We start from the raw sequence: 26,784 nt of genomic DNA, 5'->3' as shown, positions 1-26,784 counted from the left end.
CTAACTACTTACTCAAGGGCGATTGTGGAGCGCTTCACTACAGTTCCCTTCATGAGTGAGTGGGTCGTGTTGCTGCGTGGCATCAATGTCGGTGGCATCAACATCAAGATGGCCGATCTTCGTGCGGCCCTGACGTCGGCCGGCTTCACCGATGTCCGCACTGTTCTCGCGACCGGCAATGTCCTGCTGAACTCCCCGCTGACTTCCGTCGTCGTGAAGGAACAGGTGGAGAACACGCTTGCCCAGGCGTTCGGCTATCAGGCCTGGGTTGTCGTCCTGGACGTGCCGACACTTCGGGCGATCGTGGAGTGCTACCCGTTCGACGCCGAACGGCAAGGGTGGCATCCTTACGTGGTGTTCGGAACCGACCCCACCCATCTGACCGAATTGTCCGCTCTCGCAGACGAACTCGATGTCGAGCTCGAACGTGTCGCTGCCGGACGTGATGTCGTGTACTGGGAGGTCCGCGCGGGGAGCACGACGACGAGTCGCTTCGGGAAAGCGACGGCCAAGGCGAAATTCAAGCCGACGACCACCACTCGAAATCTGCGCACTCTCGTGAAGATTCTCGCGTGACCGTTCTCGCCGCGGCACTGGTCGCAGCTGTGCTCGTTTTCGCGATCGTCCGACCCCGGGGTCTGCCCGAGATCGTCGCCGCGCTGCCGGCTGCCGCGATAGTCCTGGTCGTCGGCCTCGTCAGCCTCGACGCCGCACGCGAGCAGGTACTCGAACTCGCTCCGACCGTCGTGTTTCTGGCGTTCATCCTGATCCTGGCGCATCTGTCGGACGCGCTCGGAGTGTTCACCTGGATCGCGGCGAAGCTGCGACGAGGTGCGAAGGGCAGCCCCCGCAGACTGTTGACACTCGTGTTCGCAGCAGCCGCATCGACCACGGCAGTACTGAGCCTCGACGCCACCGTGGTGCTGTTGACGCCGGCCATCATCGGTGCGGCTCGCGTCCTGAGAATGTCGCCGCGTCCACACAGTTACGCCACGGCGCACCTGTCCAATTCGGCGTCGACGCTGCTGCCGGTATCGAACCTGACCAACCTGCTCGCCTTCGCCGCGACCGGACTCACCTTCCTGCACTTCACCGCTCTGATGGCATTGCCCTGGATATTCGCGGTGGCCATCGAGTTGGCGGTGTTCCTGATCTTCTTCCGCAAGGATCTGACTCGCACCGCCACACCGCCGAAGAGCTCGACCCTGCAGAGCGCCGAGAACGTCCCTGCACCCCGGACCACGCTGGTCATCCTCGCCGCGACACTCGTCGGCTTCGCGGTGGCAGGGCTGTTCGACGTCGAACCGTTCTGGGTGGCCGCGGTGGGATCGGTGGCACTGGCCATCCCCGCGCTTCGAGGACGTCACACCAGTGCTCGCGCCATTCTGCGCGGTGCCGATCTACCGTTCTGTGGCTTCGTCTTCTTGCTCGGCATCGTCGTTCTCGGTGTCACCACAGGCCCGATCGGCGACTGGCTGTCCCGAATTCTGCCGTCCGACACCAGCTTCGCCTCGCTGCTGGCCGCGGCCGCCATCGCGGCGGTTGCGTCGAACATCGTCAACAACCTGCCCGCGACGCTGCTGCTGCTGGCCGCATTCGGGGCCGACGCTCCCCCGGCACTGTTGTTGGCCATGGTGATCGGGGTGAACCTCGGCCCCAACCTCACCTACGTCGGGTCGCTTGCGATCATGCTGTGGCGACGCGTCGCATCGGCCAACGACGAGCCGGCAGATCTGCGAACCTTCACCGTGTTGGGCGTCATCACGACACCGCTGACGATCGTCGGTGCGGTGGCAGGCCTGTGGCTTGCACTGCAGGTTTGAGCCTCGGTCAGATCGAGCGCCGTACGCGGAGTGTCGTGATCGCCAAGCCCACAGCGAAGACCACGGCACCGACCACCGCCCCCACCACCGGCAACAGCAGCCCGGCATGCACGGTGTCGAACAGCGGCGGTCCGCCGTAGATCTCCTGGCGTGCAGCGCCGGTCGGCCCGAGGTCATCGAAGTAGGGATCCGCGACCATCCTGATGCGGATCTCGGGAGGTCGACGTCGTGCCCACCATGCTGCCCCCGCGCCTACGAGGCCTCCCGCCACGAGTGGGGCCGACATGTGCAACGCCCGGCCGTGCGATCGGGCGCGCAGAATCCATCCGACCGTGATCGAGACGACGGTCCCGACCAGAAGTGCCGCGACCGGAGCGACCAACGTGATCGGCCACCACGGCGGTCCCGACACGTACTGCACGTAGTCGTACACGCGAAAGTACCCGGAGTCGCCCGGATTCACAGGTGGTGGGGCATCGGCATCGATCCACATCCGGGGCACGCAGTATCGCCAGGTGAAGGCAACTGCCAGCCCTGCGGCGGCCGATGCGGGCGATGCGATTGCCATCCAGCGCGCCGCCATGGGCTCGCGCACGGCGTCAGTGAACACGCAACGCATCATCCCCCACTCGACCCGAGCGACATGCCGGTCCGACGCCCCACCTGTCGGAAGGCGCTCAGTGCCTTCTCGGTCGATGACTCACCAGCGAAGCAGACCCTGACTGTTTCCTACGGTGCCGGTCGGTCCGTCCTCGGCAATCGTGGCGAGTCGAACGATCTCGTCGGTGCCCTGCGCGACGTCGTGTGCTCCCTTGCCGCCGTTCAGATCGGTACGGGTGTAGCCGGGGTCGGCAGCGTTGACTCGCATCGTGGGGAGTGCGTGCGCGTACTTCACCGTGAGCATGTTGAGTGCCGTCTTGGACGACGCGTAGATCGGCGGCACCACCTGCCAGTCGAACCAGCCCTGCTCGATGGTGTCGTGGATCGATCCGACGCCCGAGGAAACGTTGACGATTCGTGCATTCTTCGAGATCTGCAGCAGTGGCACGAATGCGTTGGTCACTCGAACCACGCCGAAGACATTGGTGTCGAAGACATCTCGGGCGTCGTCCGCCGATCCTTCCTCGAGCGGCACGAAGGCCCCGGTGATGCCGGCGTTGTTGATCAGGACGTCGAGCCGTCCGTGGTCCACACGCACCTGGTGTGCGGCAGCGTCGACGCTGCCCTGATCGGTGACGTCGAGTTGGACGAAGGTGACGCCGAGGTCGGCGGCAGCAGCACGACCGAGCTCACGGTTGCGGGCACCGATGATCACGGTGTGGCCGGCACGCTGTAGGCGCCGTGCTGTCTCGTGGCCGATTCCCTTGTTGCCGCCGGTGATCATCGTGATTGTGCTCATGACGTCGACGCTAGGGCTCGGCGATCCAATGGAGAAGATGCCGATTGTCGGTAGGTCTGCCGGTACCACCCACGTCGTCGTCGAGGAGACGCACGTGGCCGAGTGGCACAGTGGGGAGATGAGCGTAGAGCAGCAGGGACGCCGACCGGCGGGTTTCTCGTCGGTGCTCCGTGGCTGGCGTGACTGCAGCGCACCCGTTCCGTCCGACTCGACCGTCAGACCTCGGCGTTCGTCGGGTCTGCGCCGCGAAGAACTCGCCACCCTCGCCGGGATCTCCGTGGACTATCTGGTTCAACTCGAGCAGGGCCGTGCGTCGAATCCGTCGGCGGCGGTGGTCGCTGCTCTGGTTCGGGCCTTGGGTCTCGACCTCGCCGATGCCGGGGTGTTGTATCGAGCTGCCGGACTCGCGGCACCGTCGTCGGCTGTCGATCGATCGGTACCGGACAGTGTCGATCGACTGCTGGCCCGAGCCGACCACTGGCCTACGGCGGTGTACGCGGCGGATTGGTGGCTGCTGAGATGGAACGCGGCGTGGTCCGCGCTGATGGGCGATCCGATGGACCTGTCCGGACATTCACGCAACCAGGTCTGGTTCGAGATGACCGAGGACACGTCGTCAATGTGGGTCGATCCCGGACAACGAGAGCAGTATCGGGACGCGCTGGTCGGGGACCTCCGTGTGGCACAGATATCGCATCCCGACGACGCCGAGCTCGACAGTCTGGTCCGTGACCTTCGGGCCCGCAGCAACGAGTTCTCCGATCGTTGGCGCTCTGCACGTCCGACCGTCTACCGGGGAGCACGCAAGAGCATCGACCATCCCCTGGTTGGGTCGATGGTCCTCGATGGGGACGTGTTTCGGCCTGCCGGCTCCGACGTGCGGGTGATCGTCTACACCGCAGCACCCGGCTCGCGAGACGAGTCGAGACTGTTGTCGCTGTTGTCGCCCGGATCCCGTTAACGGAACCTAGCCGCGATTCAGGCCGACGAGGCCAGGTGCGAGGTGTCGTTCACCAAGCGCACCGAGGCCCCGCCGTCGGGGTAGAACTCGGCGATGCTCAGGGACGCGAGATCCAGGTGCAGTCGGTACAGCAGCGACGGGCCGACGTCGAGTGCGAGTTGCAGCAGCATCTTGATCGGTGTCACGTGGGTGACCACCAGGACGGTCTTCCCGGCGTACTCGGCGAGCAATCGATCGCGGGTCGCTTCGATGCGCGTGCGTACTGCGTCGAAGCTCTCACCGTTCGGCGGTGCAACGGAGGTGTCGCCTCGCCACGCCTTGTGGACCTCGGGGTGACGTTCCATGGCCTCGGTGAAGGTGAGCCCTTCCCAGTCGCCGAAGTCGGTTTCGATGAGACCGTCGACCGTGGTGACGGGCAAACCGAGACGGTCGGCTGTCGCCGCAGCAGTCTGTTGGGCGCGCGCGAGCGGCGAGGCCACGATGGCGTCGATATCCGTCCGTGCACCGAGAACCGTTGCGGCAGAATCTGCTTGGCGTCGACCCAGTTCGGTCAGGTCGGGATTGCCCCGGCCGGAGTATCGACGGTCGACCGACATGGGGGTCTGGCCGTGTCGCAACAGCAGCAGGCGGGTCGGCTCCCCCATCGCACCGGTCCATCCAGGCGACGCGGGCTTCGCTGCTACCGGCTCGGCGTCGGGCCGATCCGACAGGTCCACGCCCTCGGCCGCCGCGTCCATCGCCTCGTTGGCCAGCGCATCCGCGTGCGAGTTCTGTGCACGCGGAATCCACTCGTAGGTGACGGAATCGAAGCCGCGGGCGAGTTCGGCCGCTTGTCGCTGAAGCGGAATCATGTCCGGGTGCTTCACTTTCCAGCGTCCGGACATCTGTTCGACGACGAGTTTGGAGTCCATCCGGACGGCAACCTCACGGGCACCGACGTCGCGGGCCGCGGTCAGTGCGGCGATCAGTCCGTTGTACTCGGCCACGTTGTTGGTCGCCACGCCCAGCGACGCCCGACGCTCGGCGAGCACCTGCGAGCGATCTGCACTGAGCACCACCGCGCCGTAGCCGGCGGGCCCAGGATTTCCACGCGATCCACCGTCGGCCTCGGCAACGACTCTCGACACCTGACTCAAATTCCGGATTCCTTGGTGCGCACCAGGATTGCGTTGCACTCGGAGCAACGAATCAGAGCATCCGCGGGCTTGCTGGCAATGCTCGCGATCTCGTTGCGATCGAGTTCGATTCGGCACGCTCCACATCGACGAGCCTGCAGCAGTGCCGCACCGCGGCCGGTGAGCGCTCGCTGCTTCTCGTAGAGCGCAAGCAGATCCGCGGGCAATCCCGAGGCCAACGATTCGCGGCGCTCCGCGCTGCGCTTCTCGGCGACATCGAGGTCTGCGACGGCGTCGTCACGGCGGCGGCCGGCGTCGACCAACTCGTCCTCGATCTGCGTCAGTTGCGCACCGGCGTGCTCGTAGTCACGTTCGCTGGCCTCACGCTGCTCCATGACCTCGAGCAGTTCCTCTTCGAGGATGCCCTGACGACGTTCGAGGCTGCCGAGCTCGTGCTGCAATTCGGTCATCTGCTTCGGTGCGATGGTGCCGCTCTCGAGCATCTTCTTGTCGCGGGCTTCGCGTTGCCGAACCGCGTCGACCTCGCCTTCGAGTTTGCGAATGTCCCGGTCGAGGTCGTCCATCGAGATCTGCACCGTCACCGCGGCATCCTTGCGCGTGGTGCGCTCGGTCTCGAGCTTGTCCACCTCCTGCTGTTCGGGGAGGCTCTTGCGGCGGTGGGCGATCTGCGAGAGTTCGGTATCCACACCGGCCAATTCGAGCAGCGAGGCCTGGACTTTGGGATCGACGTTCACGCTTGATGACTCCTGCGACTATGGAAGTTGATTCGGATTACCCTACCGGCTGCAGGAAAATGAGTGAGCCGGATCCACTCGATGGCAGGTCGTGGGTTCGATGATCACAGTGTCCACGGGTCGGTACGCACCTCGGTGACCCAGCTGTTCCATCCCTCGGTGTCACCGAACGCGGCGTCGACGATGCCTCGCGCCTGTGCGCACCACGGGAACTCAGAGGCCCAGTGTGCGGTGTCGATCACCGCGGGGCCGCCGGCGCGCAGGTGCTCGTCGACCGGGTGGTGCCGCAGATCGGAGGTGACGTACACATCGGCGTCGGTGCGCGCCACCGCGGAGAGGAACGAGTCACCCGCTCCCCCGCACATCGCAACCACCGAAACCATGGCGGCGGGGTTTCCCGCTGCGCGTACTCCCCACGTCGTGGCGGGCAACGCCTCGCGGACGACCTCGGTGAACTCGGCCACTGTCATCGGATTCGGTAGTTTTCCGATGCGGCCCAGGCCGGTGCACGACGGTAGAGCCGCGGATTCGAATACGTCGAACGCGGGCTCCTCGTACGGGTGTGCCCGACGCATCGCCGAAAGTATTTGAGCACGTAGCCCTTTGGGGGCCACGACCTCGATGCGATCCTCCGCCTCGGTGTGCACCTCACCGAGAACGCCGAGCGTCGGGTGTGCGTTCGGGCCCGGACGGAATCGGCCGAGACCCGCACTCTGCCAGCTCGCTTCGCTGTACTCGCCGATCTGCCCGGCTCCGGCGTCGAACAGGGCCTGTCGCACCGCCGCCGAGTCGGCGGTGGGCACGAAGACCACCCACTTGTCGTGTGCGGGAGACGGAATGGGATCGAGTGGCCGGGTGTCGATCACCCCGAGCGCGAATGCGAGTGCGTCGGAGACTCCGGGATCTGCGGAGTCGGCGTTGGTGTGGGCGGTGAACAGCGCGCAGTCGGCCTTGATCAGACGGTGGATCACCGATCCTTTCGCGGTGTCGGCCGCGACGGTGTCGACGCCTTTGAGCAGCAACGGATGGTGGGCGACGATGAGATCGGCACCGCGGGCGATGGCGTCGTCGACCACGGCGTCGGTGACGTCGACCGTGTACACGACCTGCTGCACAACAGCTTTCGGATCTCCGCACACCAGGCCCACCGAGTCCCAGCTCTCCGCAAGACGGGGTGGGTACGCGTCGTCGAGCACCTCGATGACGTCGGCCAGTGTCACTGCCATGTTCGCTGCTCTCCTCACAGAACGGTCTTCAACGCGTCCACCAGTATGTCGACCCGCTGCGAGTCCCGTACCGCGACGCGCAGGTGGTGCCGGTCGAGCCCCGGGAACGTGTCCGCGCGCCGCACCGCGATACCCATCGTGCGCAGACGTTCTCGAACAACATCGGCTCCGTCGACGCGCAGCAGCAGAAACGGCGCACGGGCCGGGCCGGTGATGTCCAGGCCCAAGGCCTCGAGGCGCTGGGTCATCGCGGTGCGTTCGCGGTGGATGCGCTCCGATTCGACGCGTGCCCGATCGACGGCGAACGGTTCGGTGCAGGCGCGTATCGCTTCGATCTGCAGACTCCCCAGGGGCCAGTGCGCACGGCCGTACTGCAGTCGCGCGAGGACGTCGGGGTGCCCCAGTGCGTATCCACACCGCAATCCCGCCAACGCCCACGTCTTGGTCAGACTGCGCAGAACCAGCACATCGTCCAGGCTCTGTGACGCCACCGATTCCCCCTCCCCGAGCACTGCGTCGGCGAAGGCCTCGTCGATTACCAGCATGCGTCCGGATCCACGCAGACTCAGGACCGCCTCACGGGGGTGCAGAACCGATGTGGGGTTGGTCGGGTTGCCGAGGATCACCATGTCGGCGGTGTCGGGTACGAGCGTCGGGTCGAGCTCGAAGGGTGGCGGCAGGATCACTCGGTGCACCGCAATGCCTGCCTGCTCCAGCACCCAGTCGGGCTCGGTGAACGACGGGTGGATCGTCGCCACTAGCTGGGGCCGAAGCCGCGGCAGCATCGAGAAACCCTCGGCCCCGCCGCTGAGCAGCAGTACCTCGTCCGGTGAGCGGCCGTGGTGTTCGGCCACCTGTTCTCGCGCGGCCGTCTCGGCGGCCGCGCTCGGGTACGAACCCAACGAACTCAGTGCCGCGCCGAGCCGATCGCGAAGCCATGCCGGCGGTCCGTCGCCGCGTACGTTGACGGCGAAGTCGACGAATCCGGAATCGACCTCGACGTCTCCGTGGTGACGGAGGAGCGCATCGGGATCGGCAGCTGTGTCGGACATCGCGACGAGCGTAGCCGCGCCGTCACCGAACAGCCCGCACCGATAGGCTCCGACCATGTCTGTCGATGCTCCCGCGTCCGTTGTCCTGTTCGATCTCGATGGGACGTTGACCGATTCCGCACCGGGAATTCACGCCGGTTTTCGCCACGCACTGGCGTCGGTGGATGCCCCCGAACCGACCGAGGAACAGCTGTCGATGGTCGTCGGACCACCACTGATCGACACGTTGCGCGGCCTCGGCCTGGACGAGGATGCGGCGCAGCGTGCCCTGGCGGCGTACTTCCAGCGTTACGACGAGCGGGGCTGGGCCGAGAACACCGCGTTCGACGGCATCGAGTCGGTGTTGACGCGATTGCAGGATCGCGGCGTCCGGCTCGGTGTGGCGACGTCGAAGTCGGAGCGATTCGCGGTCCGGATTCTGGACCACTTCGGCCTGTCGCGGTACTTCGAGTTCATCGGCGGTGCCAGCAACGACGGCACCCGACGGGCGAAGTCCGACGTGATCGCGCACTCGCTGACCAACCTCGGCATCGACCCGGTGGAGTCCGCGGACGGCGGCACCGCCGGGGTGATCATGATCGGTGATCGTGATCACGACGTGCACGGCGCCGCCCGATTCGGCATTCCCACGGTGTACGTCGAGTGGGGCTACGGCGTCGACGGCGAGAGCGACGACGCCGCGTTCACCGCGTCGAGCATGGACGAGCTGGCCGCCGTGCTCGAGCAGAACACGGCGGCCGTGCGATGACCGAGCCACTGCACGTGACGTTCGTGTGCACCGGCAACATCTGCCGATCGCCCATGGCCGAGAAGGTCTTCGCTGGTCATTTGCGCGACGCCGGCCTGAGCGAGGCGGTGCGCGTCTCGAGCGCCGGGACCGGCGGTTGGCATGTGGGCGACGGCGCGGATCCTCGAACCGTCGCCGAGCTCGATGCCCACGGATACGACAGCGAGCACGCGGCGGCGCAGGTCGGGCCGGATCATCTGGCAGCGGATCTGATCGTCGCACTCGATACCGGCCATGCTCGCGCCCTGCTGCAGCTCGGTGCTCCGGCCGATCGTGTCGCCTTGCTGCGGTCGTTCGACCCCGATGCCGACGACTCGTCGGTGGCCGATCCGTACTACTCATCCGATTCGGCATTCACCGAGGTGCGCGAGCAGATCGAAGGTGCCGTGCCCGGCTTGCTGGACTGGGCACGGTCTCGGCTCCCTCGCTGACCCGGCTACCGTGGTGGCGTGGACAAGTTAGCGTTCTTGCTGCGACCCAAGTGGTTGGTGCTGGCTGCGGTGGTGCTGGCCTTCGCGTTCCTGTGCTTCAGCGTGCTCGCTCCGTGGCAGTTGGGAAAGAACACCTCGACGTCCGAGCGCAACGATCTGATCACCCGATCCGTCGACGCGGATCCGGTACCGATCTCGGACGTTCTCACCGCTGACGGGTTTCCGGCCGAGGACGAGTGGCGTCGGGTCATCGCCCCCGGGTCCTACGTCGCAGATTCCGACGTGCTGGTGCGGCTGCGCAGCATCCGTGATCAGCCCGCATACGAGGTCATCACCCCGTTCGTGATCGACGGCGGGCCCACCGTGCTCGTCAACCGCGGATACGTACTGCCGGTGGAAGGAACCAGAGCGCCCGAGTTCGAGGCGGCCCCCACCGGTGACGTGACACTGAACGCGCGGGTACGACAAGCCGAGGGCACCTCGCGCGAGCCCGTCGAGGACGACGGTCGACTGCAGGTCTACAACATCAACCCGGAACAGATCGGCGCGGCGGTAGGAGTCGACGCCATCGACGGATATCTCCAGCTCGACGACGGTCAGCCGGGCGGTCTCGGCTTGATCGAACTGCCGCAGACCGACGCAGGCCCCTATCTGTCCTACGGTCTGCAGTGGCTGGCGTTCGGCATCATGGCACCGTTGGGTCTGGCGTATTTCGCTCGCGCGGAGATACGGGAACGCCGCAATGCACGTGCACAACTCGCGGACGCGATCCCCGGCGAGCCGGATACCGAGCCCGAGGGCGAGAACGAGGCCGGTCCGGATAAGGCCGGTCCGGACGAGGAAGAAGAGTTCACCTTGCCCACGCGTCGCGAGAAGCGAGCCAGGGCGCGAGCGGCGTCACGCCAGACGACGCCGTCGGATCCTCGCCTGGCCGATCGCTACGGCAAGAATCGCTGACGCGAAAGCCGACAGTTCTTGTACTCGGCTCGACAGTGCGACCGATCGGCGAAGATCACGTGCGGTCGGCGCGTGTCCGTCACCGAGTGTCGGCCTGATCTCGACGCCGTGTCGGTACTGCGTTCTGCCACCCAGTTGCAGCCCCAGTGCCCCGGCAGCCGACGCCTCCGCGACACCTGCGTTGGGGCTGGGGTGCTGCGCGGCGTCGCGTCGCCACATCTTCAGGGCTCGGGTGGGCGAACCCTGCACCGACGGAGCTGCGACGACCGTCGCCAGGCCGGTGACGCGGGCCGGCAGCAGGTTAAGAACGTCGTCGATTCGCGCTGCGGCCCAACCGAAGCGCAGATACTTCGGCGAGCGGTAGCCGACCATCGCGTCGAGCGTGTTGCTCGCTCGGTAGGCCAGAATTCCCGGCACCCCGGCCAGCGCTCCCCACACCAACACGCCGACCGTCGCATCGGAGGTGTTCTCCGCGATGGACTCGAGGGCGGCGCGTGCGAGGCCGTCGGAGTCGAGTGGTTCCGGATCTCGACCGCACAGTGACGGCAGCAGTGCGCGTGCACTCTCGAGGTCGTCGTTGTCGAGATGGTCGGCCATCTGCCGGCCCACCTTCGACAGTGACGTGCCTCCGAGCGCGGCCCAGGTAGCCGCCGCCACCAGAGCGACTTCAGCAGGTGCACCCACACGGGCGGCCACGCGACTCGACGCGACGCCGAGTGCGGTCATCGAGCCGATCAGCGCGGCCGCATGGACGACGCCCGAGGCTCGACTGTCGCGGTAGAGGGCGCGTTCGACGCGCAGTGCCGTGGTCCCGAATCCTGCGACCGGGTGCCAGCGTCTCGGGTCTGCGAACACTCGATCGAGGCCGTAGCCGACCAGTAAGCCGATCGCTCGGGGGTGTGTCCACATCCCACGAATCTTGCCAACTGCACACCGGGCTCAGGACACCGGACTGTCAGGCCCAGCGGTGACGGTACGCACCTGCCAGTTGACGGTTGCGGAAGTCGATGTCGCTTCCGTCGTTGAGCAAGGCGATTGCCATTCCTACGAAGCCGACTGCTGTCATTACGAACATCGTCATGATTCCCCCAGAATCTCGTGTGGATCCGCCGAGCGGATGTGGGCGTAACAGATTGTTACCCGCGAGTAAGGCGATTCCCACGCCTTTGAGGTCGGCGTCACGTGTGTCCGTGGTCACGAGACGTCGGTCTCATCGGATCGTCCAAATATCAACGGCCACCGACACTCTCGGGATGTGCGTTTGTCCCGTCGTTACTGCGGCACAGGAAACAGATGCTGTTCGTCGGTCACGACCGACCGGAGAAATTCGTCGACGGCCTTCACCCGCGCGAGTCCGGTCAGCTCTCTCGGTACCACCGTCCAATACGTCCGCTCGACCGAGACGACACCGGGCAGGACCGACACGAGGGACCCGTCCGGCTCACCGATATAGCTGGGCAGGGGCGCAATCCCCACACCGGATCTTGCCGCGATCCACTGCCCGGTGATGTTGTTGGTCTGAATCTGCGCGCGGCCCTCCGGCAGGATCGCATCCAGGATGCGCAGCGGTGCCACATCGAGCAGCGCGTCCACGTACGAGATCAGTGTGTGTTCACGCAGCTCGTCGACGGTCCTGATCGGTGCCATCGCGGCGAGATACTCGGCCGAGGCGTAGAGCCCCAAGGAGTACGTCGCCAACCTGCGGGTAGTGACGAACCTCGGTGACGGCCGCTCCAACGTGATTGCGATGTCGAACTCCCTGGTGGCCAGCGAGTTGTGCTCGGTGGCGGTGACCAGTTCGATGTCGAGATCGGGGTGCTTGTCTCGGAGTACTCCCAGTTTCGGTGTCAGCACGAACGCTCCGAAACCGTCCGGGGCAGCGATGCGCACGGTTCCTCGCAGGGAGCCGGTGTCCGAGGTCTGATCCTCGAACGCCGCGATGAGTGTCGACTCGACGGTCTCGGCGTATGCGACGAGGCGTCGACCCGCCTCGGTCAGTCGCCAACCCGACGGCGTTCTGTCGAACAGGCGCTGCCCGGCCGACTTCTCGAGAGCCGTGATGCGCCGACCGACGGTGGTGTGGTCGACACCGAGAGTGTGCGAGGCGTCGGTCAGACGCCCGGTCCTCGACACTTCGAGGAAGTAGCGGAGATGGTCTGCGTTGAACACCCACCGAGACTATCGCCGGTGTGCATTTCTGCACAGCGATCTGCGGTTTTGGCCTTTGACATGTGCATCCGTACAAGTGAGACTCGAGACACACCGATGGAAGGATCGAACGTTGACCGACGTCATCACGCACTGGCTCGATGGAAAGACCTATTCCGGCGTCTCCGACCGGACCGCCCCCGTCACCAACCCCGCCACCGGCGAGGTCACCGGAACGCTCACCCTGGCCGACACAGACGATGCCCGTGCGGTCATCGACGCCGCCGCAGCCGCATTCCCGGCGTGGCGCGACACCTCACTGGCCAAGCGCACCTCCATCCTGTTCTCCTTCCGAGAGCTGTTGAACGCCAAGAAGAACGAGCTCGCCGCGATCATCACCGCCGAACACGGCAAGGTTCTCTCCGACGCCCTGGGTGAGATCGGCCGCGGTCAGGAGGTCGTCGAATTCGCCTGCGGCATGGCACATCTGCTCAAGGGCGGATACACCGAGAACGCGTCGACCGGCGTCGACGTCTACTCCATCCGTCAACCGCTCGGACCGGTCGGCATCATCTCGCCCTTCAACTTCCCCGCCATGGTCCCGATGTGGTTCTTCCCCATCGCCATCGCGGCAGGCAACACCGTCGTCCTCAAACCGTCCGAAAAGGACCCGAGCGCCAGTATCTGGCTCGCCGAGCTCTGGGCCGAGGCGGGCCTACCCGATGGCGTCTTCAACGTCCTGCAGGGCGACAAGGTGGCCGTCGACGAGCTCCTCGAGAACAAGAAAATCAAGTCGATCTCCTTCGTCGGCTCCACCCCCATCGCCCAGTACGTCTACGCCACCGGCACCGCCCACGGAAAGCGCGTCCAGGCCCTGGGCGGTGCCAAGAATCACGCCGTCGTCCTCCCCGATGCAGATCTCGATCTCGCCGCCGACGCCATGGTCAATGCGGGCTTCGGTTCCGCAGGCGAACGCTGCATGGCCATCTCCGCCCTCGTCGCCGTCGGGAACATCGCCGACGAACTCGTCGCCAAGATCGCCGAGCGGACAACACCGTTGGTCACCGGCGACGGCACCCGAGGGGCAGACATGGGCCCGCTCGTCACCAAGGCACACCGTGACAAGGTCGCCTCGTACGTCGATGCAGGCGAAGCGGCAGGTGCCACCCTCGTCGTCGACGGCCGCACCGTCCAGCCCGACGGTGGCACCGACGGATTCTGGCTCGGCCCCACCCTGATCGACCACGTGACTCCCGACATGAGCATCTACACCGACGAGATCTTCGGACCCGTCCTGTCGGTCGTTCGCGTCGACACCTACGACGACGCACTGCAGCTGATCAACGACAATCCCTACGGCAACGGCACCGCCATCTTCACCAACGACGGCGGCGCGGCCCGACGCTTCCAGAACGAGGTCGAGGTCGGCATGATCGGCATCAACGTCCCCATCCCGGTTCCGATGTCCTACTACAGCTTCGGCGGTTGGAAGAACTCGCTCTTCGGCGACAGCCACGCCCACGGCACCGAGGGAGTGCACTTCTTCACCCGAGGAAAGGCCGTCACCAGCCGCTGGCTCGACCCGAGCCACGGCGGCATCAACCTCGGCTTCCCTGAGAACAGCTGAGTTCCGAAAACAGCCAGCCCATGTGCGCGGAACTTCGTAGCAGGCTACGAAGTTCCGCGCACATGGTCACCTCGCGAAGGAGCACACCATGGTTTCCAACATCTCGTTTCCTCGGTTCCTCAAGCTGGGCGGCGGTGCCGTCGAAGAGCTGGGGACGGTGCTGACCGATCTCGACGTGTCACGGCCCTTGCTCGTCACCGATGCGTTCATGGCCGGTAACGGCTCGGCGGATCGTTTGATGAAGATCATGACCGAGGCCGGGAAGACACCGGCTCTGTTCTCGGGCACCGTTCCCGATCCGACGACCGATTCGTTGGTCGCGGGCCTCGACGCGGTGCAGCAGCATTCGGCCGATTCGATCATCGGGTTCGGCGGCGGCAGTCCGATGGATACGGCCAAGGCGCTGGCGATTCTCGCGGTGCAGGGCGGCACGATGCGGGACTTCAAGGCCCCGGTGCTGTCGACCGGCCCCGCGCTACCCATCATCGCCATCCCAACCACTGCCGGAAGTGGTTCGGAGGCAACTCAGTTCACCATCATCACCGACGTGGCATCGGACGAGAAGATGCTGTGCCCCGGGCTGTCGTTTCTGCCGATCGCTTCGATCATCGACTTCGAGTTGACGATGTCGATGCCGGCGCGCTTGACGGCCGATACCGGCGTCGATGCGCTCACTCATGCCATCGAGGCGTACGTGAGCAAGAAGGCCAACCCCATTTCCGACGGTTTGGCCCTCAGTGCGATTCGCACGATCGGGACGTCGTTGCTGCGGGCCTATCGGGACGGCGACGACCGGCAGGCGCGCGAGGCGATGATGCATGCCTCGACGCAGGCGGGAATGGCTTTCTCCAATGCCAGCGTCTGTTTGGTGCACGGTATGAGTCGACCCATCGGCGCGCATTTCCATGTTGCACACGGGCTTTCCAACGCGATGCTGTTGCCTGCCGTCACGGCATTCTCGATCGACGGGGCCCAGGCGCGTTACGCCGATTGCGCCCGCGCACTGGGCGCGGCGTCGGAAAGCGATTCGGATCAGCTTGCCGGTGGCAAGTTGCAGGATGCGATCGTCACGCTGTGCCGTGAGGTGGAGGTTCCGACGCCGGAGACCTTCGGGATCGAGAAGGCGAAGTGGGACCAGCTGTTGCCGCTGATGGCCGAGCAGGCGCTCGCCTCGGGTAGCCCCGGCAACAATCCGGTGGTGCCGACAGCCGAGCAGATCGTCGACCTGTACCGGCAGGTGTACGCGGGAATCTAGTCGGGAGAACCGGATGCTCGGGCGGCCACGGTGTCGCGCCGCGTATTTCGGCGTTGCACCGCAATTCCACCGATCACGGTCACGGCCGCCAGCACTGCCGACAGCAGAATGGACGACCGCTGCTCCGGCCGCACCACCATCATCACCAGCACGAAGACGATGAACCCGATGGCAAGGTACGTCAGCCACGGGTAGAGCCACATCCGAACGGCGGGGCGTTCGCCGTCGCGGTCGAGGTGACGCCGCAGCACCAGCTGGCTACTGGCGATGGCCAGGTAGACGAACAGCGCGACGGCGCCGGTGGTCGCCAGCAGGTAGGTGAAGAGCTTCTCGGGCAGGATGTAGTTTCCGACCACCGCGAGGAACCCGAGCACCATCGAGGCGATCACCGCAACCCACGGCACCCCGTTCGTCGTGATCTTCTTGACCGCCCTCGGTGCGTCACCTCGATCGCCGAGCGAATACAGCATGCGCGACGCTGTGTAGAGCGCCGAATTCAGGCACGACGCAACCGCGGTCAGAATGACGATGTCCATGATGGTCTCGGCGTGCGGGATCCCCATCTTGGACAGGACGAATTGGTACGAGCCCGTGTTGGGATCCAGTTCGTTCCAGGGCACCAATGCGACGATGACGAAGATGGAACCGAAGTAGAAGATCGAGATTCGCCAGATCACCGAGTTGGTGGCGCGGGTGATTCCCTTGGCCGGATCCTTGGATTCGGCAGCGGCGATGGTGACGATCTCCGAGCCCATGAACGAGAACATCGTCGTCAGCATGGCCGCGATCACCGCGCCGAAGCCCCCCGGCATGAAACCACCCGAGGCCCAGAGTTGGTCGACACCACTGACTTCCGAGTCGGGTAGCAACCCGAAGATCGCCGCGATCCCGAGGCCGATGAACGCGATGATGGCCACGACCTTCACCAGGGCGAACCAGAACTCGAACTCGCCGTAGTTGCCGACGCTGATCAGGTTGGTCGCGGTGAGGGCAACGACGATGAGCAGTGCCCACATCCATTGCGCGCCGCCGAGCCAGTTCGTGAGAATGGATGCAGCCGCGGTGGCTTCGACCGGGATCACCAACACCCAGAACCACCAGTACAGCCATCCGACCGAGAATCCGGCCCAATGCCCCAGGGCGCGAGTGGCATAGGTGGAGAACGAGCCGGTGTCGGGATTGGCCGTCGCCATCTCCCCCAGCATGCGCATCACCAGGATCACGAGTGTTCCCGCGAACAGGTACGCCAGCAGCACCGCTGGGCCTGCCGTCGCAATGGCGTTGGCCGAACCCACGAACAGACCTGCGCCGATGACTCCGGCTATCGAGATCATCGTCACGTGCCGTGGCTTGAGGCTGGTGCCGAGTCCGTTCTCGCCGGTATCCGGCTTCTCCGTAATGGCCATCCCTGTAGTCGAACACAAAGTGAACGCAGACGCAGCGGGTGACCGATATGTCCAGACAGCCGGTGGTACAGAGATATTCGGACGAATCCCGGCATACTGGACGGATGAACTCCGAAGCGGACATCATCTCCGATCCGGTCACCATCATCGGTGCCGGCATAGCAGGCGCGGCCTGCGCGCGGGTTCTCCGCGACGCGGACGTACCGTTTCGCATCGTCGACCGAGGCCGCGCTCCGGGTGGGCGGATGTCCTCGCCCGAGTTGCACGGCCGTCGCGTCGATCTGGGAGCGGGCTACTTCACCGTCCGAGATCAAGAATTTGCGACGGTCGTGGCCGACTGGGAGTCGGGTGGATTGGCGCGTCAGTGGGCCAACACGTTCGGCATTCTCAAACCCGAAACGGTTCCGTGCACGACGACCGGCCCGGTTCGCTGGGCGACCCCGAACGGGCTTCGATCGTTGGTGCGAAACATGCTCGACGGCTTCGACATCGAACATTCCACGGAGCTGACCGACCTTCCCGACGGCCATGTCGTGGTGGCGATGCCGGATCCGCAGGCGACGCGACTGACCGCCGTTCCCGATGCCGTCGACTACGACCCGGTCATCGCGGTGGCGTGTGGATTCGACGGACTCGACATTCCCTTTCGAGACGCGGCGTTCGTCAACGATCATCCCGATATCGACTTCGTCGTCGACGACGGTGCCCGGCGCGGCGACGGCGCTCCGGTTCTCGTGGTGCACACGACGTCGGGGCGCGCGCAGCAGCATCTGGACAACCCCGACGGGGCGATCGCCCCGGTTCTCGACGCGCTACGCGAATTGTCCGTCGTCTCGGCGGACCCCGCGTGGACCCACGCCCACAGGTGGACATTCGCCAAGCCTGCGGCGCAACACGATTCCAACTTCGAGCTTCAGCACCGGGACGGACGCTTCGTCGGACTGGCCGGCGATCAGTGGTGCGAATCCGGAGTGCCCCGGGTCGAGAGCGCCTGGCGTTCGGGGACGGACGTGGGCAGAGAACTCGTGCGCCGCCTTTCGCACTGACGTTTGCCCGGCGTCGGACCACGAGCCGGATTAAGATCGCCCGCGTGCTGTCCGTGAAGTCGTACTCCCGCGAATACATCGACGCCTGCCAATCGCGCCTCGATTCTCAGCTCGCCGCATACCGTGCGGTCGCGTCGAATCGAACGACGACGACTGCCGTGGACGAGGCATTCGACGTCGCTTTCTTCAACAATCTCGTCCTGACGCTCGAGGTCTATTTTCTCCACCGCATGCGCGGCCAGGAGAAGAAGAACGGCAATCCACTCAACGAGGTCCGAGTCCTGGCGGCGTCGATGACGACTGCCGACGACATCATGACCAGCGATCCGACCATAAATCTCGATCCTGCGAAAAGCATTCTCGGATACACCGTCGGCGATCGAATCGCGCTCGACGAGAAGCAGTTCGTCGCATTGGCCGATGCGTTCTTCGCCGAGATCGAGACGAAGTTCGGCCCGCAGCTCGCTCCCTAGCTGCTGACGAATGTCACCGTCTCGTCCAGAGGCGCTCGGCTGGTACGGAATCCGTTGATCGGATGTGTGTCGTCGGGGTAACCGAAGGAGATGCCGGCCACCACTTTTCGGGTGTCCGGGATGTCGAACCATTCGTGCAGAAACGGTGAGTACGCCGCCAATGCTGCCTGCGCGATGGCCCCGAGACCGAGACTCTGCGCAGCAAGCAGGAAGGTTTGGAGGTACAACCCGCAGTCCACGGCCCCGTACACGCCCAGATCGGCGTCGGTGGTGATGATGGCCGCGTGCGGTGCGTCGAACAGCTCGTAGTTGCGGATGAACTGACGCGTCGTTGCCTCGGTGTCGGATTTGACCACCCCGATGCTCTCGTAGAGTGCGCCACCGCATTCGCGTCGTCTGGCTCGGTGCAGAGCGTTGTAGTTCGCCGGGAACGAGAAGTCCGGTTGCGGTGCCCCGGACGCCACGTGCTCGACCAAGGCCTCGGAGAACTTTCGGGTGGCATCGCCCTCGGTGACGATGATCTGCCACGACTGGGTGTTGGACCAGGAGGGAGTTCGCTGGGCGGCCGTGAGTAGCTGCTCGAGGACCTCGTGAGGGACCGGCTTCGGCAGGAACTGCCGGCACGAGTACCGCTCGTCGAGTAGTTCTGTCAGCGCGTCGTACCGGGTCACGTCGTCCGCCTCGTGTCAGTGCTGTCGGGTGCGGGTCGAAGGTAACACCACGGCTGCGCCCGACGGTCATGTGCTGGACCGTCGGGCGCGGCCCGGTCTACTGGAGAGGAAGCAGGATGTCCTTCACACGCGGGTCGGTCGCCAGAAATTCCTGCACCGCCGGGTCCTTGAATGCGGCGACGAGATTCTTGATGTTGTCCGTATCTGCCCACCGGCTACCGATGGTCAGCTGGCCTGCGAACTCGTCCGGTGCCGGCGGGGCGAAGATCTGCTTTTCGACGGGAATGCCTGCGGCGAGGTAGTACTCGGTGTAGCCCACCGCCGCATCGAGATCCGGCAGTGCCCTCGATTGCGCAGCGAAGTCCAGCAGCGTGAACTTCAGATTCTTCGGGTTTCCGACGATGTCCTTCTGCGTGGCCGTCGACTTGTCGACAGCGGGATCGAGCGTGATCAGGCCGGCTCGCTCGAGTACCCACAGGCCTTGGGCCTCGTTGGCCGGGTCGGAGTACAGCGAAACCGTTGCGCCGTCCGGCAATTGAGCTGGGTCCGAGTACTTGTCGGACCACAGGCCGAATCCCCACCGGAACACCGGCGTTGCGGCCTCCTCCTGGAAGTCGGGGTTCGCTTCGAGGACCTGACCGAGCCACAGCTTGTGTTGGTAGACGGTTGCGGCCACCTCACCTTCGCTGACGGCGCGGTTGATGGTGTTGCTGTCTGCGAGTCCGCGGAATGCGACCGTGATGCCGTATTTGGGGGCAACCTGGTCTGCGACGAATTCGACGAGCGCCTGTTCGGACGCATTGCCCTCTGCTGTGGCGACGACGAGTGTTGCTCCCTCGGTGTCGTTGGCCGATGCGGTGTCGCCGAAGAACGCGATGCGGACGATCACGGCGAGGGCGATCAGAACTACGACGGCAGCGATGATCCAGGGCGCTTTCCGGCGGTTCTTCAGCTCGAAGCCGTGCGCTTCGGTGGACGTTGTCATGGTGGATGGAACCTTTCGGGTGTGGTTCAGGCAGTGCGCACAGCGCGCTGATGAGGTGTGGTGAAGCGAACGAGTGCATCGCCGACGAGCTGTACGACGGCGACGGTGAGAATCAGGATGACGATCGTGGCGATCATGACGGTGTGATCGAATCGCTGGTATCCGTATGTAACTGCGACATAACCGATTCCGCCTGCGCCGATGGTGCCGGCGATGGCCGAGTATTCGATCATGGCAATGACGTTGATGGTCAGCCCGCCGATGATCGACGGAACCGCCTCGGACAGCTGCGTGGTGGTGACCTGCAGTGTGGAACCACCGGATGCCCGAGCGACGTCGACCACCGACGTCGGAACCGAGCGCAGAGAGTTCTCCACGATGCGGGTGAAGAAGGCGATGCCTGCCAACGACATCGGTACCACTGCCGCTGCGATGCCGATGTTGGTTCCGGTGATCCATCGGGTCACCGGAACCAGCGCGGCCATCAGGATCAGGAACGGCAACGATCGTCCGATGCTGACGATCCAGCTGACCGGCGTGTGCAGCACCGGGTTCTCGAACAGTCCGCCGGGACCGAGGTTGAACAGCACCGCTCCGAGTGGAACACCGACGATCACCACGATGGACATCACGATCCCGACCATCGTGAGGGTGTCGCCCAACGCGGGCAACAGTAGAGCCGGCAGTTCGTCGACCGGAACCTTGTTTCCTGCCGCGAGTACCGCGATCACGACGCGACTTCCAATACCGGATGATTCCCGTCGACGGAGCCGGACAACCCCAGCGCCGTGAGTGCATCAGGGACGCGTGCACTCAGGTGGCCACCGACGCCGATCGACGCGCTGCCGACCGTCACTCCGGCCACAACCTGCACGGACGCGCCCAACAACGCGACCTGCACGCCCAGATCCTGACCCAGCCTCCCGATCCAGTCCTGCGGAACATCGGGCGAATCGTAGGTGACCTTCCAGTGCACGTCGCCGGCTGCAGCCTGTGCGTCGTCACGCCGAGGGCGCAGCTCGTTGCCGAGCCGCGAGCGGTGGTCGGTCAACAGATCGACCAGCTTCCCCGATTCGACGATACGACCGTGATCGAGCCTGGCCACCGAATCCGCAGCTCGCAGAACGGTATCCATTTCGTGGGTGATGAACACGATGGCGAGGTCGAGATCACGACGCAGTTCACGCAGCAACTCGACCACCGATTCGGTGGTCTGCGGATCCAAGCCGGATGTCGCCTCGTCGGACAGCAACACCGACGGCCTGAGCGCCAGTGCGCGCGCGATTCCCACTCTTTGGCGTTGCCCGCCCGAGAGTTGAAACGGATAGCGAGCGGCTTTGTCGGACAGCCCTACTCGGTCGAGAAGCTCACCCACCCTTCGGGCCGTCTCGGCTTTAGTCGCCCCCAGGAAGTCGAGGGGCAATGCGACGTTCTCGGCCACGGTTCGGCGCGAGAGCAGACTCGACGACTGAAACACGGTGCCGATGCGCCGGCGCGCAACCCGAAGCTGCTTGGCGTTCAACTGCGCGAGATCGTCCCCGTTGACGATCACCGAGCCCGAGGTGGGCCGCGTCAAGAGGTTGATACATTGGGCCAGCGTGCTTTTGCCGGCACCACTGGGGCCGACGACGGCCAGGATCTCGCCGGACTGCACCGTGAAATCCAGCCGGTCGAGGACGACGGTCGTGTTCTCCCCCGTCCCGTACGTCTTGGTCAATTGCGCTATTTCGATCATGCTCCAACGCTCTTTTCGCTGATGTGACGGCGCAACGATGAGCTACCGGCGACTCGATGACCAGCTATCGACTCATCACGATCCGAACTGTTCCCACCGGCCTAGGTCGTCGGTAGCGTCGCACCGCTGTCGATATCGAAGACAGATCGTCCCGCCGAAGGAGTTCCCCCGTGTCACGCGAGATCCGTTTCAATGCCTTCGACATGAACTGCGTCGCGCATCAGTCCCCCGGTCTCTGGCGTCATCCGCTGGATCAATCGTGGCGATACAAGGAACTCGGCTACTGGACCGATCTGGCGAAGCTGTTGGAGCGCGGCCTGTTCGACGGTCTGTTCGTCGCCGACGTCCTCGGCACGTACGACGTGTACGGCGGTAATCACGACGCCGCCATTCGGCACGGCGCGCAGATCCCGGTGTCGGACCCCCTCCTGCTCGTCTGTGCGCAGGCCGCGGTCACCGAGCATCTGGGCTTCGGCATCACTGCAGGTACCGGCTTCGAGCATCCGTATCCGTTCGCGCGCACAACATGGGCCACGACGACCAGTTGAAGCACGACGATCGCTACGACCACGCCGACGAATATCTAGAGGTGCTCTACAAACTCTGGGAGGCCTCGTGGGACGAGAACGCGGTGGTCCGCGATCGCGAGACCGGCGTGTTCACAGACCCAACCAAGGTGCATCGAATCGGCCACCGCGGCAAGCACTTCAGAGTGCCGGGTATCCATCTGGCCGAACCATCGCCGCAGCGAACGCCGGTGATCTTTCAGGCCGGGGCGTCGCCGCGTGGCGTTCGGTTCGCGGCGCAGAACGCCGAAGCGATCTTCGTCGGCGCGCCCACCAACGAAATTCTGGCGCAGACGGTTTTGAACATCCGTCGTGCCGGCCGCGATCGTACTCGGTACGGATCTGTCAGCTACTCACCATCGTCACCGATGAGACATCCGAACTCGCCCATGCCAAGCACGACGAGGGACCAAGCGCTTCCTCGACGTCGGGAAGGGTCTCCGCTGTCACTCCCCCGATGATCTGCCAGCCTGCAGCGACAGACTTGAGTAGCGAGCCCTCTTGAGCACGGGTGATGGTGAGGTCGTTGCCGCTGATGGCGCGGACGTAGCCGATCTCCGCGTTGTCGTGTGTAGGCATCTCGACATTGGGAGGGAAGTGGGTGGTCATCATGTTCGGCTGGAACCTGGTCACATCACCAGAAATAAATTTGAAAATCTCCCCAGTCGTTGCCGGGGTCGGTGCTATCTGGACCATTCCGATCAAAAGGTTAATATGGCTATCGAAATACTTTATCTATCTCTAATTAACCACACGCCACCCCAATTGGGAATGCTAAGCTCCAGCATCCACCAGTGGTTCATCGGCTCTAACCTGACGGAAGGTTCGCCATGCTCACCAAAATCCGCAAGTTCTTTGCAGCTCCTACGACCTATGTACAGCGGAATGGCCCCGGCGAGTCCAATGTGGTGAGCACTTTAACTACTCAGTCAAATCAATTCGTCACCACGAAGACCCTAACCTTTGCAGGTGTCGCGGTTGGGGCAGGAGTCATCACAAAATTTTTCAGCCCGGACGGAAACTCATTCGTTACTAAGATAGTTGCTATCGTGGTCGCTCTTCTCGTCGGCGGTTTTATTACTGCGATCACGATAACCGATCCGGCAGACCCCGCTTCAAAGTCAAAACACGGAAGAAATGTGGCGATCGGATTGGGGGTTTTAAACTCACTGCTACTCATGATTCAGATCTACGGAGTTGCAACAATAACGGGGTGAAATACGACGACCGCCCTCATCAGACGGTCTCGTGCGTTGCGTCGTGGCCTAGCGTCTACCTCGACGGAGTAGTCGGTTTGGCCTGTGCGCCATCCTGGCAGCTTCCTGAGCAGCCTTCACGACGCCTTCCGCCTCAGACTTGGTGGCGACCAGTAGGCCGTCGGCCTCCTTGACCTTCGAGTCGGCAGCCTCTTGAGCTTTGCCAATAGCTCGATTGCATTAGGCGCTGAACCCGACGCATCGGCTTATATCTTTACTAGCTGCGAAAACCTCTATTCATATCTGTGTTCAAATTTCTACTACCTGGACGGGATTGTCAACAACAATCGGCGTTAGCCTGTTCGAACGACATCGAACCAAAGCAAGCGCGCTGCAAGGTATGAGCATGACTGATTACTGCGAGTGCGGCATGCAGGCCAGGAGGCTGTGCAAAGACTGCAAGAACCCAACGTGCCTGAATCACGACACATACATGTATGACTCGACCTCGGATCTCACCTAAGCCGTGAATACGAAGCATTCCTGGTCGGCCGGGAGCGTTGCGAGCGCTGCGCCAAGCAGTTAGCGACCAGGCTTAGCTCGTGACGAACACCCGACGATCGAGTACGATCCTTTCATGGAAGAAGACGAGCCCGACTACCACCGGGCGGCTGACAGCTCAACTTATAGGTACATGCCTGTCATAAATTACCTACTCCTGATTCCCGGCCTTCTCGGCTTAACTCTACTGTCCCTGAGCACAATTGCCTACGTCAACTTGAACCCCGACCGGCGTCCTTACTTCTTCTTCGGAATCGCGATCGCCCTAGGACTGGTGATCTACTCCGTACTGCTTACCCTGCATTCACGCCAACAGGAGAGGACAAGGCGGAGAAAGTTTGAACATGACCTACTAGACGAGCAGGTAAGCGAGGTACAGACGCGTCTCGCTAGAGAGGCCGCCGACCAGTTGAGAAAAAGTATCGAAAAGCGTCACCAGCGGCAGCTTGGTCGCGGAGACGATGATCGGTGAGCCGCCACAGTCGATTAGCTGGTCGACCACGCCAAAGCCAAGGACTTCAACCGACTGGGCAGCGACCGATCGTCTATGACCTCCGCTATTCCAGCGGCACTGTTGTACACGAGAATCCACAGCCGGTATCCCAAGCGAAGGAACACCGCGACTGGAGTAAGTCTTTCGCCGGTGTTATAGCTATCCCGTTCCTAGCGTTTCTCGCTGGGGCAGGATTTCTCGGTTATTCAACCGGCGAGGATGATACACAGGAACCCGCAGAACCAACCAGCAGTTCGCCAATCGATTGCGCGAACGAACGTCAAGCTGCGATCGGATTGAAAAGAGAATTTCCCAATTACCAATTCCCCGAGACGGACCCTGCGGAGATAACCTGTGATCTAAACAGCATCTTCGTTCCTATCGATGAGTCAGGCGGAGGCGGCGCTACCTATTGATGATTACCACCCATCGAACCGGCCTTCGTCGCCGACGGTTCGGCCTTGTACAAACGACGTATACGGCGGCAGTGACGCCGCCGCCGTCCGGCACGGTGCGCGGATAACGGTGTCAGACCCACTCCTGCTCGTCAGTGCGCAGGCCGCGGTCACCCAGCATTTGGGGCCTTGGGCATCACTGCAGGTACCGGTATCGACCATTAGTATCCGTTCGCACGTCGCTCCCTCTTGCGCTTGACCATCGGACAACGGCCGCATCGAGTGGAACGTGTCACCGGTTATCCGCCTTCGGCGGCGCAATACATGGGATCCGACGATCAGCTGAAGCGCGACGTATCGTTAGGACCACGCCGACGAATTTCTCGAGGTGCTCTAAAAGTTGTCAGAGGCGTCGTGGGACGACGATGCCGTGGTCCGTGATCGCGAGACCGGTGTTTACCGACTCTGCCAAGGTCCATCGAATGCGCCACCGCGGCTAGCACTTTACGGTGCCGGGAATAGCTGGCTGAGCCGTCTCCTCAGCGAACCCCGTCCCCCGAGGCTGTTGCTTGGCTGGCTAGCGGCGGCGGACGCGCCTCAGCATCCTCGTGATTTAAGTCTGTCGTCTGGCAGGATTGATCTGCGCCACAGTTGACGCTCACGGCGGGCGATTCGGCGTCGATTGGAGATCAAGTATCAGATGGCACGTCCGCAACGTTGGAAGCTCTTGCTGAGGGCGTCTCAGCAAGAGGCGATGCTCGCTGTCAGCCTGTTCAACGATCCTGGCCGCGACCGGGCACTCGAAGGCTTCATCATCCACATGCACATCGCTTGGCTCTACGCGTTTCAGTCCAAGTGGCTTCGTGATGTTAAAAACTACCACGTACTGCGGTCAGAAAGGCCTCGGCGCTACAAGCAGATCAACGGCGAGCGAATGTCGCAACCTTTGGAGTGGTTCGTCGGCGAGGAGTGGCCGGCTCAACAGTCCGGAGCACGCGCAAACCTGGAGTTCTTCATAAAGCTGCGCAACAAAATCGAGCACAGGCACACCGGCACGGATGTTGCACTCATGACTGTCGTGAACGGCGAATGCCACTCCATGTTGCTGAACTACGAGGAGTTCGTAACTGACTTTGCGGGAGTCGAATCCTCCCTGGCCCATCGTCTGCACTTTCCGGTGTTCATCGGGGGCTTCACCGACCAGGGCAAGAGTGACCTACTCAAACTCAGCAAGAGCCTCCCCAAAGACTTGAGGACGTTCCTGGCTGAGTACGACGCCGGGTTGGATGACGCTGTTTCACGCGATCCCCGCTACTGCATGCGGCTCACTATTCTGCTCGAAAGCGGGAACCGGAAGGGCGATCTGTCGCTCCAGTTTGTTAACGACAAGGATCTGACGGACGAAGAACGCCAGGTGATGCAGAAGATCTCAGCCGACAAGGGTTACGTGATCACCAAGCAGAAGACAGTACCGGTGTCGAATATCGGCAAGCACCGAGCTGGTGCTGTAGCCAAAAAAGTTTCTGAGGCCATCCCGTACCGCTTTGGCGCTTCATCCCAAATGGCCGCGGCCTGGCGTAAGCAGAACTGGAGGCCGTCATCTAAATCCGATGAACCAGAGTTATCGGTGGACGACCTCACGTGTCGGTCTGTGTACGACCTGACGTGTCGGTGTCCGGCAGGTTCATGATGCCGGTGCCTCCACTGGTGTGACAAGCCCT

The 26,784-nt window shown here is 63.6% G+C and carries 28 protein-coding genes and 2 pseudogenes; 15 read left to right on the top strand and 15 right to left on the bottom strand.

Annotated elements, in window-relative coordinates; genetic code table 11:
* Nucleotides 1-51 precede the first annotated feature (51 nt).
* Together CH276_RS11425 and CH276_RS11420 are read left to right on the top strand one after the other, a co-directional pair.
* Nucleotides 52-576: a DUF1697 domain-containing protein gene (locus CH276_RS11425; protein WP_094631652.1), complete on the top strand. Its 525-nt coding sequence runs from the start codon at nucleotides 52-54 to the stop codon at nucleotides 574-576.
* Complete coding sequence (locus CH276_RS11420; protein WP_094631651.1) at nucleotides 573-1,823, top strand: SLC13 family permease; 1,251 nt, start codon at nucleotides 573-575, stop codon at nucleotides 1,821-1,823. The genes CH276_RS11425 and CH276_RS11420 overlap by 4 nt, the downstream gene beginning before the upstream one ends.
* A 7-nt stretch (nucleotides 1,824-1,830) precedes the next feature.
* On the opposite strand, the gene CH276_RS11415 is transcribed toward CH276_RS11420, so the two are convergent.
* Both CH276_RS11415 and CH276_RS11410 read right to left on the bottom strand, forming a co-directional pair.
* Nucleotides 1,831-2,433, bottom strand: a complete 603-nt coding sequence (locus CH276_RS11415; RefSeq protein WP_141214697.1) for a hypothetical protein — start codon at nucleotides 2,431-2,433, stop codon at nucleotides 1,831-1,833.
* A gap of 90 nt (nucleotides 2,434-2,523) precedes the next feature.
* Nucleotides 2,524-3,222, bottom strand: coding sequence for an SDR family NAD(P)-dependent oxidoreductase (locus tag CH276_RS11410; RefSeq protein ID WP_176459220.1), 699 nt, complete (start codon nucleotides 3,220-3,222; stop codon nucleotides 2,524-2,526).
* On the opposite strand from CH276_RS11410, the gene CH276_RS11405 reads away from it, so the two are divergent.
* Nucleotides 3,221-4,183, top strand: coding sequence for a helix-turn-helix domain-containing protein (locus CH276_RS11405; protein WP_254924366.1), 963 nt, complete (start codon nucleotides 3,221-3,223; stop codon nucleotides 4,181-4,183). The genes CH276_RS11410 and CH276_RS11405 overlap by 2 nt on opposite strands.
* Before the next feature lie 17 nt (nucleotides 4,184-4,200).
* On the opposite strand, the gene CH276_RS11400 is transcribed toward CH276_RS11405, so the two are convergent.
* The 4 genes from CH276_RS11400 to cobC all read right to left on the bottom strand — a co-directional run bounded on the left by CH276_RS11400 (nucleotide 4,201) and on the right by cobC (nucleotide 8,331).
* Nucleotides 4,201-5,310: a bifunctional RNase H/acid phosphatase gene (locus CH276_RS11400; RefSeq protein ID WP_094631649.1), complete on the bottom strand. Its 1,110-nt coding sequence runs from the start codon at nucleotides 5,308-5,310 to the stop codon at nucleotides 4,201-4,203.
* Nucleotides 5,311-5,315: 5 nt separating this feature from the next.
* On the bottom strand, nucleotides 5,316-6,053 hold the full coding sequence (locus tag CH276_RS11395) for a zinc ribbon domain-containing protein (RefSeq protein WP_094631648.1): 738 nt from the start codon (nucleotides 6,051-6,053) through the stop codon (nucleotides 5,316-5,318).
* Between the two features lie 104 nt (nucleotides 6,054-6,157).
* Nucleotides 6,158-7,279 (bottom strand): Nif3-like dinuclear metal center hexameric protein, encoded by a 1,122-nt coding sequence (locus CH276_RS11390; RefSeq protein ID WP_094631647.1) that lies wholly within the window; start codon nucleotides 7,277-7,279, stop codon nucleotides 6,158-6,160.
* 14 nt (nucleotides 7,280-7,293) lie between these two features.
* Nucleotides 7,294-8,331 carry an Rv2231c family pyridoxal phosphate-dependent protein CobC gene (cobC, locus tag CH276_RS11385; protein WP_094631709.1) on the bottom strand — a complete coding sequence of 346 codons (1,038 nt, stop codon included), beginning with the start codon at nucleotides 8,329-8,331 and terminating at the stop codon, nucleotides 7,294-7,296.
* A gap of 55 nt (nucleotides 8,332-8,386) precedes the next feature.
* Here cobC and CH276_RS11380 point away from each other — a divergent pair, with 55 nt between their 5' ends.
* Genes CH276_RS11380 through CH276_RS11370 form a run of 3 tightly spaced genes read left to right on the top strand, consistent with a single transcriptional unit; the run spans nucleotide 8,387 to nucleotide 10,506 of the window.
* Complete coding sequence (locus CH276_RS11380; RefSeq protein ID WP_094631646.1) at nucleotides 8,387-9,079, top strand: HAD-IA family hydrolase; 693 nt, start codon at nucleotides 8,387-8,389, stop codon at nucleotides 9,077-9,079.
* Nucleotides 9,076-9,549: a low molecular weight protein-tyrosine-phosphatase gene (locus tag CH276_RS11375; RefSeq protein WP_176459219.1), complete on the top strand. Its 474-nt coding sequence runs from the start codon at nucleotides 9,076-9,078 to the stop codon at nucleotides 9,547-9,549. Before CH276_RS11380 ends, CH276_RS11375 begins: the two co-directional genes overlap by 4 nt.
* Nucleotides 9,550-9,567: 18 nt before the next feature.
* Nucleotides 9,568-10,506 carry an SURF1 family cytochrome oxidase biogenesis protein gene (locus CH276_RS11370; protein WP_094631645.1) on the top strand — a complete coding sequence of 313 codons (939 nt, stop codon included), beginning with the start codon at nucleotides 9,568-9,570 and terminating at the stop codon, nucleotides 10,504-10,506.
* On the opposite strand, the gene CH276_RS11365 is transcribed toward CH276_RS11370, so the two are convergent.
* The 3 genes from CH276_RS11365 to CH276_RS11355 all read right to left on the bottom strand — a co-directional run bounded on the left by CH276_RS11365 (nucleotide 10,447) and on the right by CH276_RS11355 (nucleotide 12,675).
* On the bottom strand, nucleotides 10,447-11,415 hold the full coding sequence (locus CH276_RS11365) for a cobalamin biosynthesis protein (RefSeq protein ID WP_094631644.1): 969 nt from the start codon (nucleotides 11,413-11,415) through the stop codon (nucleotides 10,447-10,449). The genes CH276_RS11370 and CH276_RS11365 overlap by 60 nt on opposite strands.
* A 46-nt stretch (nucleotides 11,416-11,461) precedes the next feature.
* Complete coding sequence (locus CH276_RS28950; protein ID WP_254924365.1) at nucleotides 11,462-11,587, bottom strand: hypothetical protein; 126 nt, start codon at nucleotides 11,585-11,587, stop codon at nucleotides 11,462-11,464.
* 191 nt (nucleotides 11,588-11,778) lie between these two features.
* Nucleotides 11,779-12,675 (bottom strand): LysR family transcriptional regulator, encoded by an 897-nt coding sequence (locus CH276_RS11355; protein WP_094631642.1) that lies wholly within the window; start codon nucleotides 12,673-12,675, stop codon nucleotides 11,779-11,781.
* Between the two features lie 112 nt (nucleotides 12,676-12,787).
* On the opposite strand from CH276_RS11355, the gene CH276_RS11350 reads away from it, so the two are divergent.
* Nucleotides 12,788-14,281: a CoA-acylating methylmalonate-semialdehyde dehydrogenase gene (locus CH276_RS11350; protein WP_094631641.1), complete on the top strand. Its 1,494-nt coding sequence runs from the start codon at nucleotides 12,788-12,790 to the stop codon at nucleotides 14,279-14,281.
* A gap of 88 nt (nucleotides 14,282-14,369) precedes the next feature.
* A complete protein-coding gene (locus tag CH276_RS11345) occupies nucleotides 14,370-15,536 on the top strand; it encodes an iron-containing alcohol dehydrogenase (RefSeq protein ID WP_094631640.1) in 1,167 nt (388 codons plus the stop codon).
* Here CH276_RS11345 and CH276_RS11340 read toward each other — a convergent pair.
* Nucleotides 15,533-16,942, bottom strand: a complete 1,410-nt coding sequence (locus CH276_RS11340; protein ID WP_094631639.1) for an amino acid permease — start codon at nucleotides 16,940-16,942, stop codon at nucleotides 15,533-15,535. The genes CH276_RS11345 and CH276_RS11340 overlap by 4 nt on opposite strands.
* A 104-nt stretch (nucleotides 16,943-17,046) precedes the next feature.
* On the opposite strand from CH276_RS11340, the gene CH276_RS11335 reads away from it, so the two are divergent.
* Together CH276_RS11335 and CH276_RS11330 are read left to right on the top strand one after the other, a co-directional pair.
* Nucleotides 17,047-17,988 (top strand): NAD(P)/FAD-dependent oxidoreductase, encoded by a 942-nt coding sequence (locus tag CH276_RS11335; RefSeq protein ID WP_094631638.1) that lies wholly within the window; start codon nucleotides 17,047-17,049, stop codon nucleotides 17,986-17,988.
* Between the two features lie 44 nt (nucleotides 17,989-18,032).
* A complete protein-coding gene (locus CH276_RS11330; protein WP_094631637.1) occupies nucleotides 18,033-18,461 on the top strand; it encodes a hypothetical protein in 429 nt (142 codons plus the stop codon).
* Here the strand turns inward: CH276_RS11330 and CH276_RS11325 are convergent.
* The 4 genes from CH276_RS11325 to CH276_RS11310 all read right to left on the bottom strand — a co-directional run bounded on the left by CH276_RS11325 (nucleotide 18,458) and on the right by CH276_RS11310 (nucleotide 21,852).
* Nucleotides 18,458-19,132, bottom strand: coding sequence for a nitroreductase (locus CH276_RS11325; protein WP_094631636.1), 675 nt, complete (start codon nucleotides 19,130-19,132; stop codon nucleotides 18,458-18,460). The two genes, CH276_RS11330 and CH276_RS11325, sit on opposite strands and share 4 nt — an antisense overlap.
* Before the next feature lie 97 nt (nucleotides 19,133-19,229).
* Complete coding sequence (locus CH276_RS11320) at nucleotides 19,230-20,117, bottom strand: MetQ/NlpA family ABC transporter substrate-binding protein (protein WP_094631635.1); 888 nt, start codon at nucleotides 20,115-20,117, stop codon at nucleotides 19,230-19,232.
* A 26-nt stretch (nucleotides 20,118-20,143) separates the two neighbouring features.
* A complete protein-coding gene (locus tag CH276_RS11315; protein ID WP_032394457.1) occupies nucleotides 20,144-20,848 on the bottom strand; it encodes a methionine ABC transporter permease in 705 nt (234 codons plus the stop codon).
* Nucleotides 20,845-21,852, bottom strand: a complete 1,008-nt coding sequence (locus CH276_RS11310) for a methionine ABC transporter ATP-binding protein (protein WP_094631634.1) — start codon at nucleotides 21,850-21,852, stop codon at nucleotides 20,845-20,847. Before CH276_RS11310 ends, CH276_RS11315 begins: the two co-directional genes overlap by 4 nt.
* Nucleotides 21,853-22,022: 170 nt before the next feature.
* On the opposite strand from CH276_RS11310, the pseudogene CH276_RS11305 reads away from it, so the two are divergent.
* A pseudogene (locus CH276_RS11305) lies at nucleotides 22,023-22,851 on the top strand (LLM class flavin-dependent oxidoreductase); the annotation flags it as partial.
* On the opposite strand, the gene CH276_RS28945 reads toward CH276_RS11305, so the two are convergent.
* The gene (locus tag CH276_RS28945; RefSeq protein ID WP_254924377.1) at nucleotides 22,764-22,997 is read right to left on the bottom strand and encodes a hypothetical protein; all 234 of its coding nucleotides are present in this window, start codon (nucleotides 22,995-22,997) and stop codon (nucleotides 22,764-22,766) included. The pseudogene CH276_RS11305 and the gene CH276_RS28945 sit on opposite strands and share 88 nt — an antisense overlap.
* Nucleotides 22,998-23,248: 251 nt before the next feature.
* Between CH276_RS28945 and CH276_RS28185 the strand changes: the two genes are divergently transcribed.
* From CH276_RS28185 to CH276_RS11295, 4 genes and pseudogenes are all read left to right on the top strand, one after another.
* Nucleotides 23,249-23,635, top strand: coding sequence for a hypothetical protein (locus CH276_RS28185; RefSeq protein ID WP_141214696.1), 387 nt, complete (start codon nucleotides 23,249-23,251; stop codon nucleotides 23,633-23,635).
* A 616-nt stretch (nucleotides 23,636-24,251) separates the two neighbouring features.
* Entirely contained in the window at nucleotides 24,252-24,647 is a 396-nt protein-coding gene (locus tag CH276_RS11300) for a hypothetical protein (protein WP_094631633.1), read from the top strand.
* Nucleotides 24,648-25,133: 486 nt separating this feature from the next.
* Nucleotides 25,134-25,560: pseudogene (locus tag CH276_RS28940) on the top strand (5,10-methylene tetrahydromethanopterin reductase); the annotation flags it as partial.
* Nucleotides 25,561-25,763: 203 nt separating this feature from the next.
* The gene (locus tag CH276_RS11295; RefSeq protein WP_094631632.1) at nucleotides 25,764-26,753 is read left to right on the top strand and encodes a DUF3644 domain-containing protein; all 990 of its coding nucleotides are present in this window, start codon (nucleotides 25,764-25,766) and stop codon (nucleotides 26,751-26,753) included.
* Nucleotides 26,754-26,784 lie beyond the last annotated feature (31 nt).

The organism is Rhodococcus sp. 06-470-2 (assembly GCF_002258235.1).
Taxonomy (GTDB): domain Bacteria; phylum Actinomycetota; class Actinomycetes; order Mycobacteriales; family Mycobacteriaceae; genus Rhodococcoides.
The sequence above is the reverse complement of the archived record's forward strand: the minus strand, read 5'-3'. Positions and strand labels throughout refer to the sequence as shown.

Excerpts from the sequence above, each read along its gene's own strand:
- CH276_RS11425 (WP_094631652.1), top strand. The coding sequence starts at position 52 with ATGAGTGAGTGGGTCGTGTTGCTGCGTGGCATCAATGTCGGTGGCATC.
- CH276_RS11405 (WP_254924366.1), top strand. The coding sequence starts at position 3,221 with ATGACGTCGACGCTAGGGCTCGGCGATCCAATGGAGAAGATGCCGATT.
- CH276_RS11410 (WP_176459220.1), bottom strand. The coding sequence starts at position 3,222 with ATGAGCACAATCACGATGATCACCGGCGGCAACAAGGGAATCGGCCAC.
- CH276_RS11390 (WP_094631647.1), bottom strand. The coding sequence starts at position 7,279 with ATGGCAGTGACACTGGCCGACGTCATCGAGGTGCTCGACGACGCGTAC.
- cobC (WP_094631709.1), bottom strand. The coding sequence starts at position 8,331 with ATGTCCGACACAGCTGCCGATCCCGATGCGCTCCTCCGTCACCACGGA.
- CH276_RS11380 (WP_094631646.1), top strand. The coding sequence starts at position 8,387 with ATGTCTGTCGATGCTCCCGCGTCCGTTGTCCTGTTCGATCTCGATGGG.
- CH276_RS11375 (WP_176459219.1), top strand. The coding sequence starts at position 9,076 with ATGACCGAGCCACTGCACGTGACGTTCGTGTGCACCGGCAACATCTGC.
- CH276_RS11365 (WP_094631644.1), bottom strand. The coding sequence starts at position 11,415 with ATGTGGACACACCCCCGAGCGATCGGCTTACTGGTCGGCTACGGCCTC.
- CH276_RS28950 (WP_254924365.1), bottom strand. The coding sequence starts at position 11,587 with ATGACGATGTTCGTAATGACAGCAGTCGGCTTCGTAGGAATGGCAATC.
- CH276_RS11345 (WP_094631640.1), top strand. The coding sequence starts at position 14,370 with ATGGTTTCCAACATCTCGTTTCCTCGGTTCCTCAAGCTGGGCGGCGGT.
- CH276_RS11340 (WP_094631639.1), bottom strand. The coding sequence starts at position 16,942 with ATGGCCATTACGGAGAAGCCGGATACCGGCGAGAACGGACTCGGCACC.
- CH276_RS11335 (WP_094631638.1), top strand. The coding sequence starts at position 17,047 with ATGAACTCCGAAGCGGACATCATCTCCGATCCGGTCACCATCATCGGT.
- CH276_RS11320 (WP_094631635.1), bottom strand. The coding sequence starts at position 20,117 with ATGACAACGTCCACCGAAGCGCACGGCTTCGAGCTGAAGAACCGCCGG.
- CH276_RS11310 (WP_094631634.1), bottom strand. The coding sequence starts at position 21,852 with ATGATCGAAATAGCGCAATTGACCAAGACGTACGGGACGGGGGAGAAC.
- CH276_RS28945 (WP_254924377.1), bottom strand. The coding sequence starts at position 22,997 with ATGCCTACACACGACAACGCGGAGATCGGCTACGTCCGCGCCATCAGC.
- CH276_RS28185 (WP_141214696.1), top strand. The coding sequence starts at position 23,249 with ATGCTCACCAAAATCCGCAAGTTCTTTGCAGCTCCTACGACCTATGTA.
- CH276_RS11300 (WP_094631633.1), top strand. The coding sequence starts at position 24,252 with ATGGAAGAAGACGAGCCCGACTACCACCGGGCGGCTGACAGCTCAACT.
- CH276_RS11295 (WP_094631632.1), top strand. The coding sequence starts at position 25,764 with ATGGCACGTCCGCAACGTTGGAAGCTCTTGCTGAGGGCGTCTCAGCAA.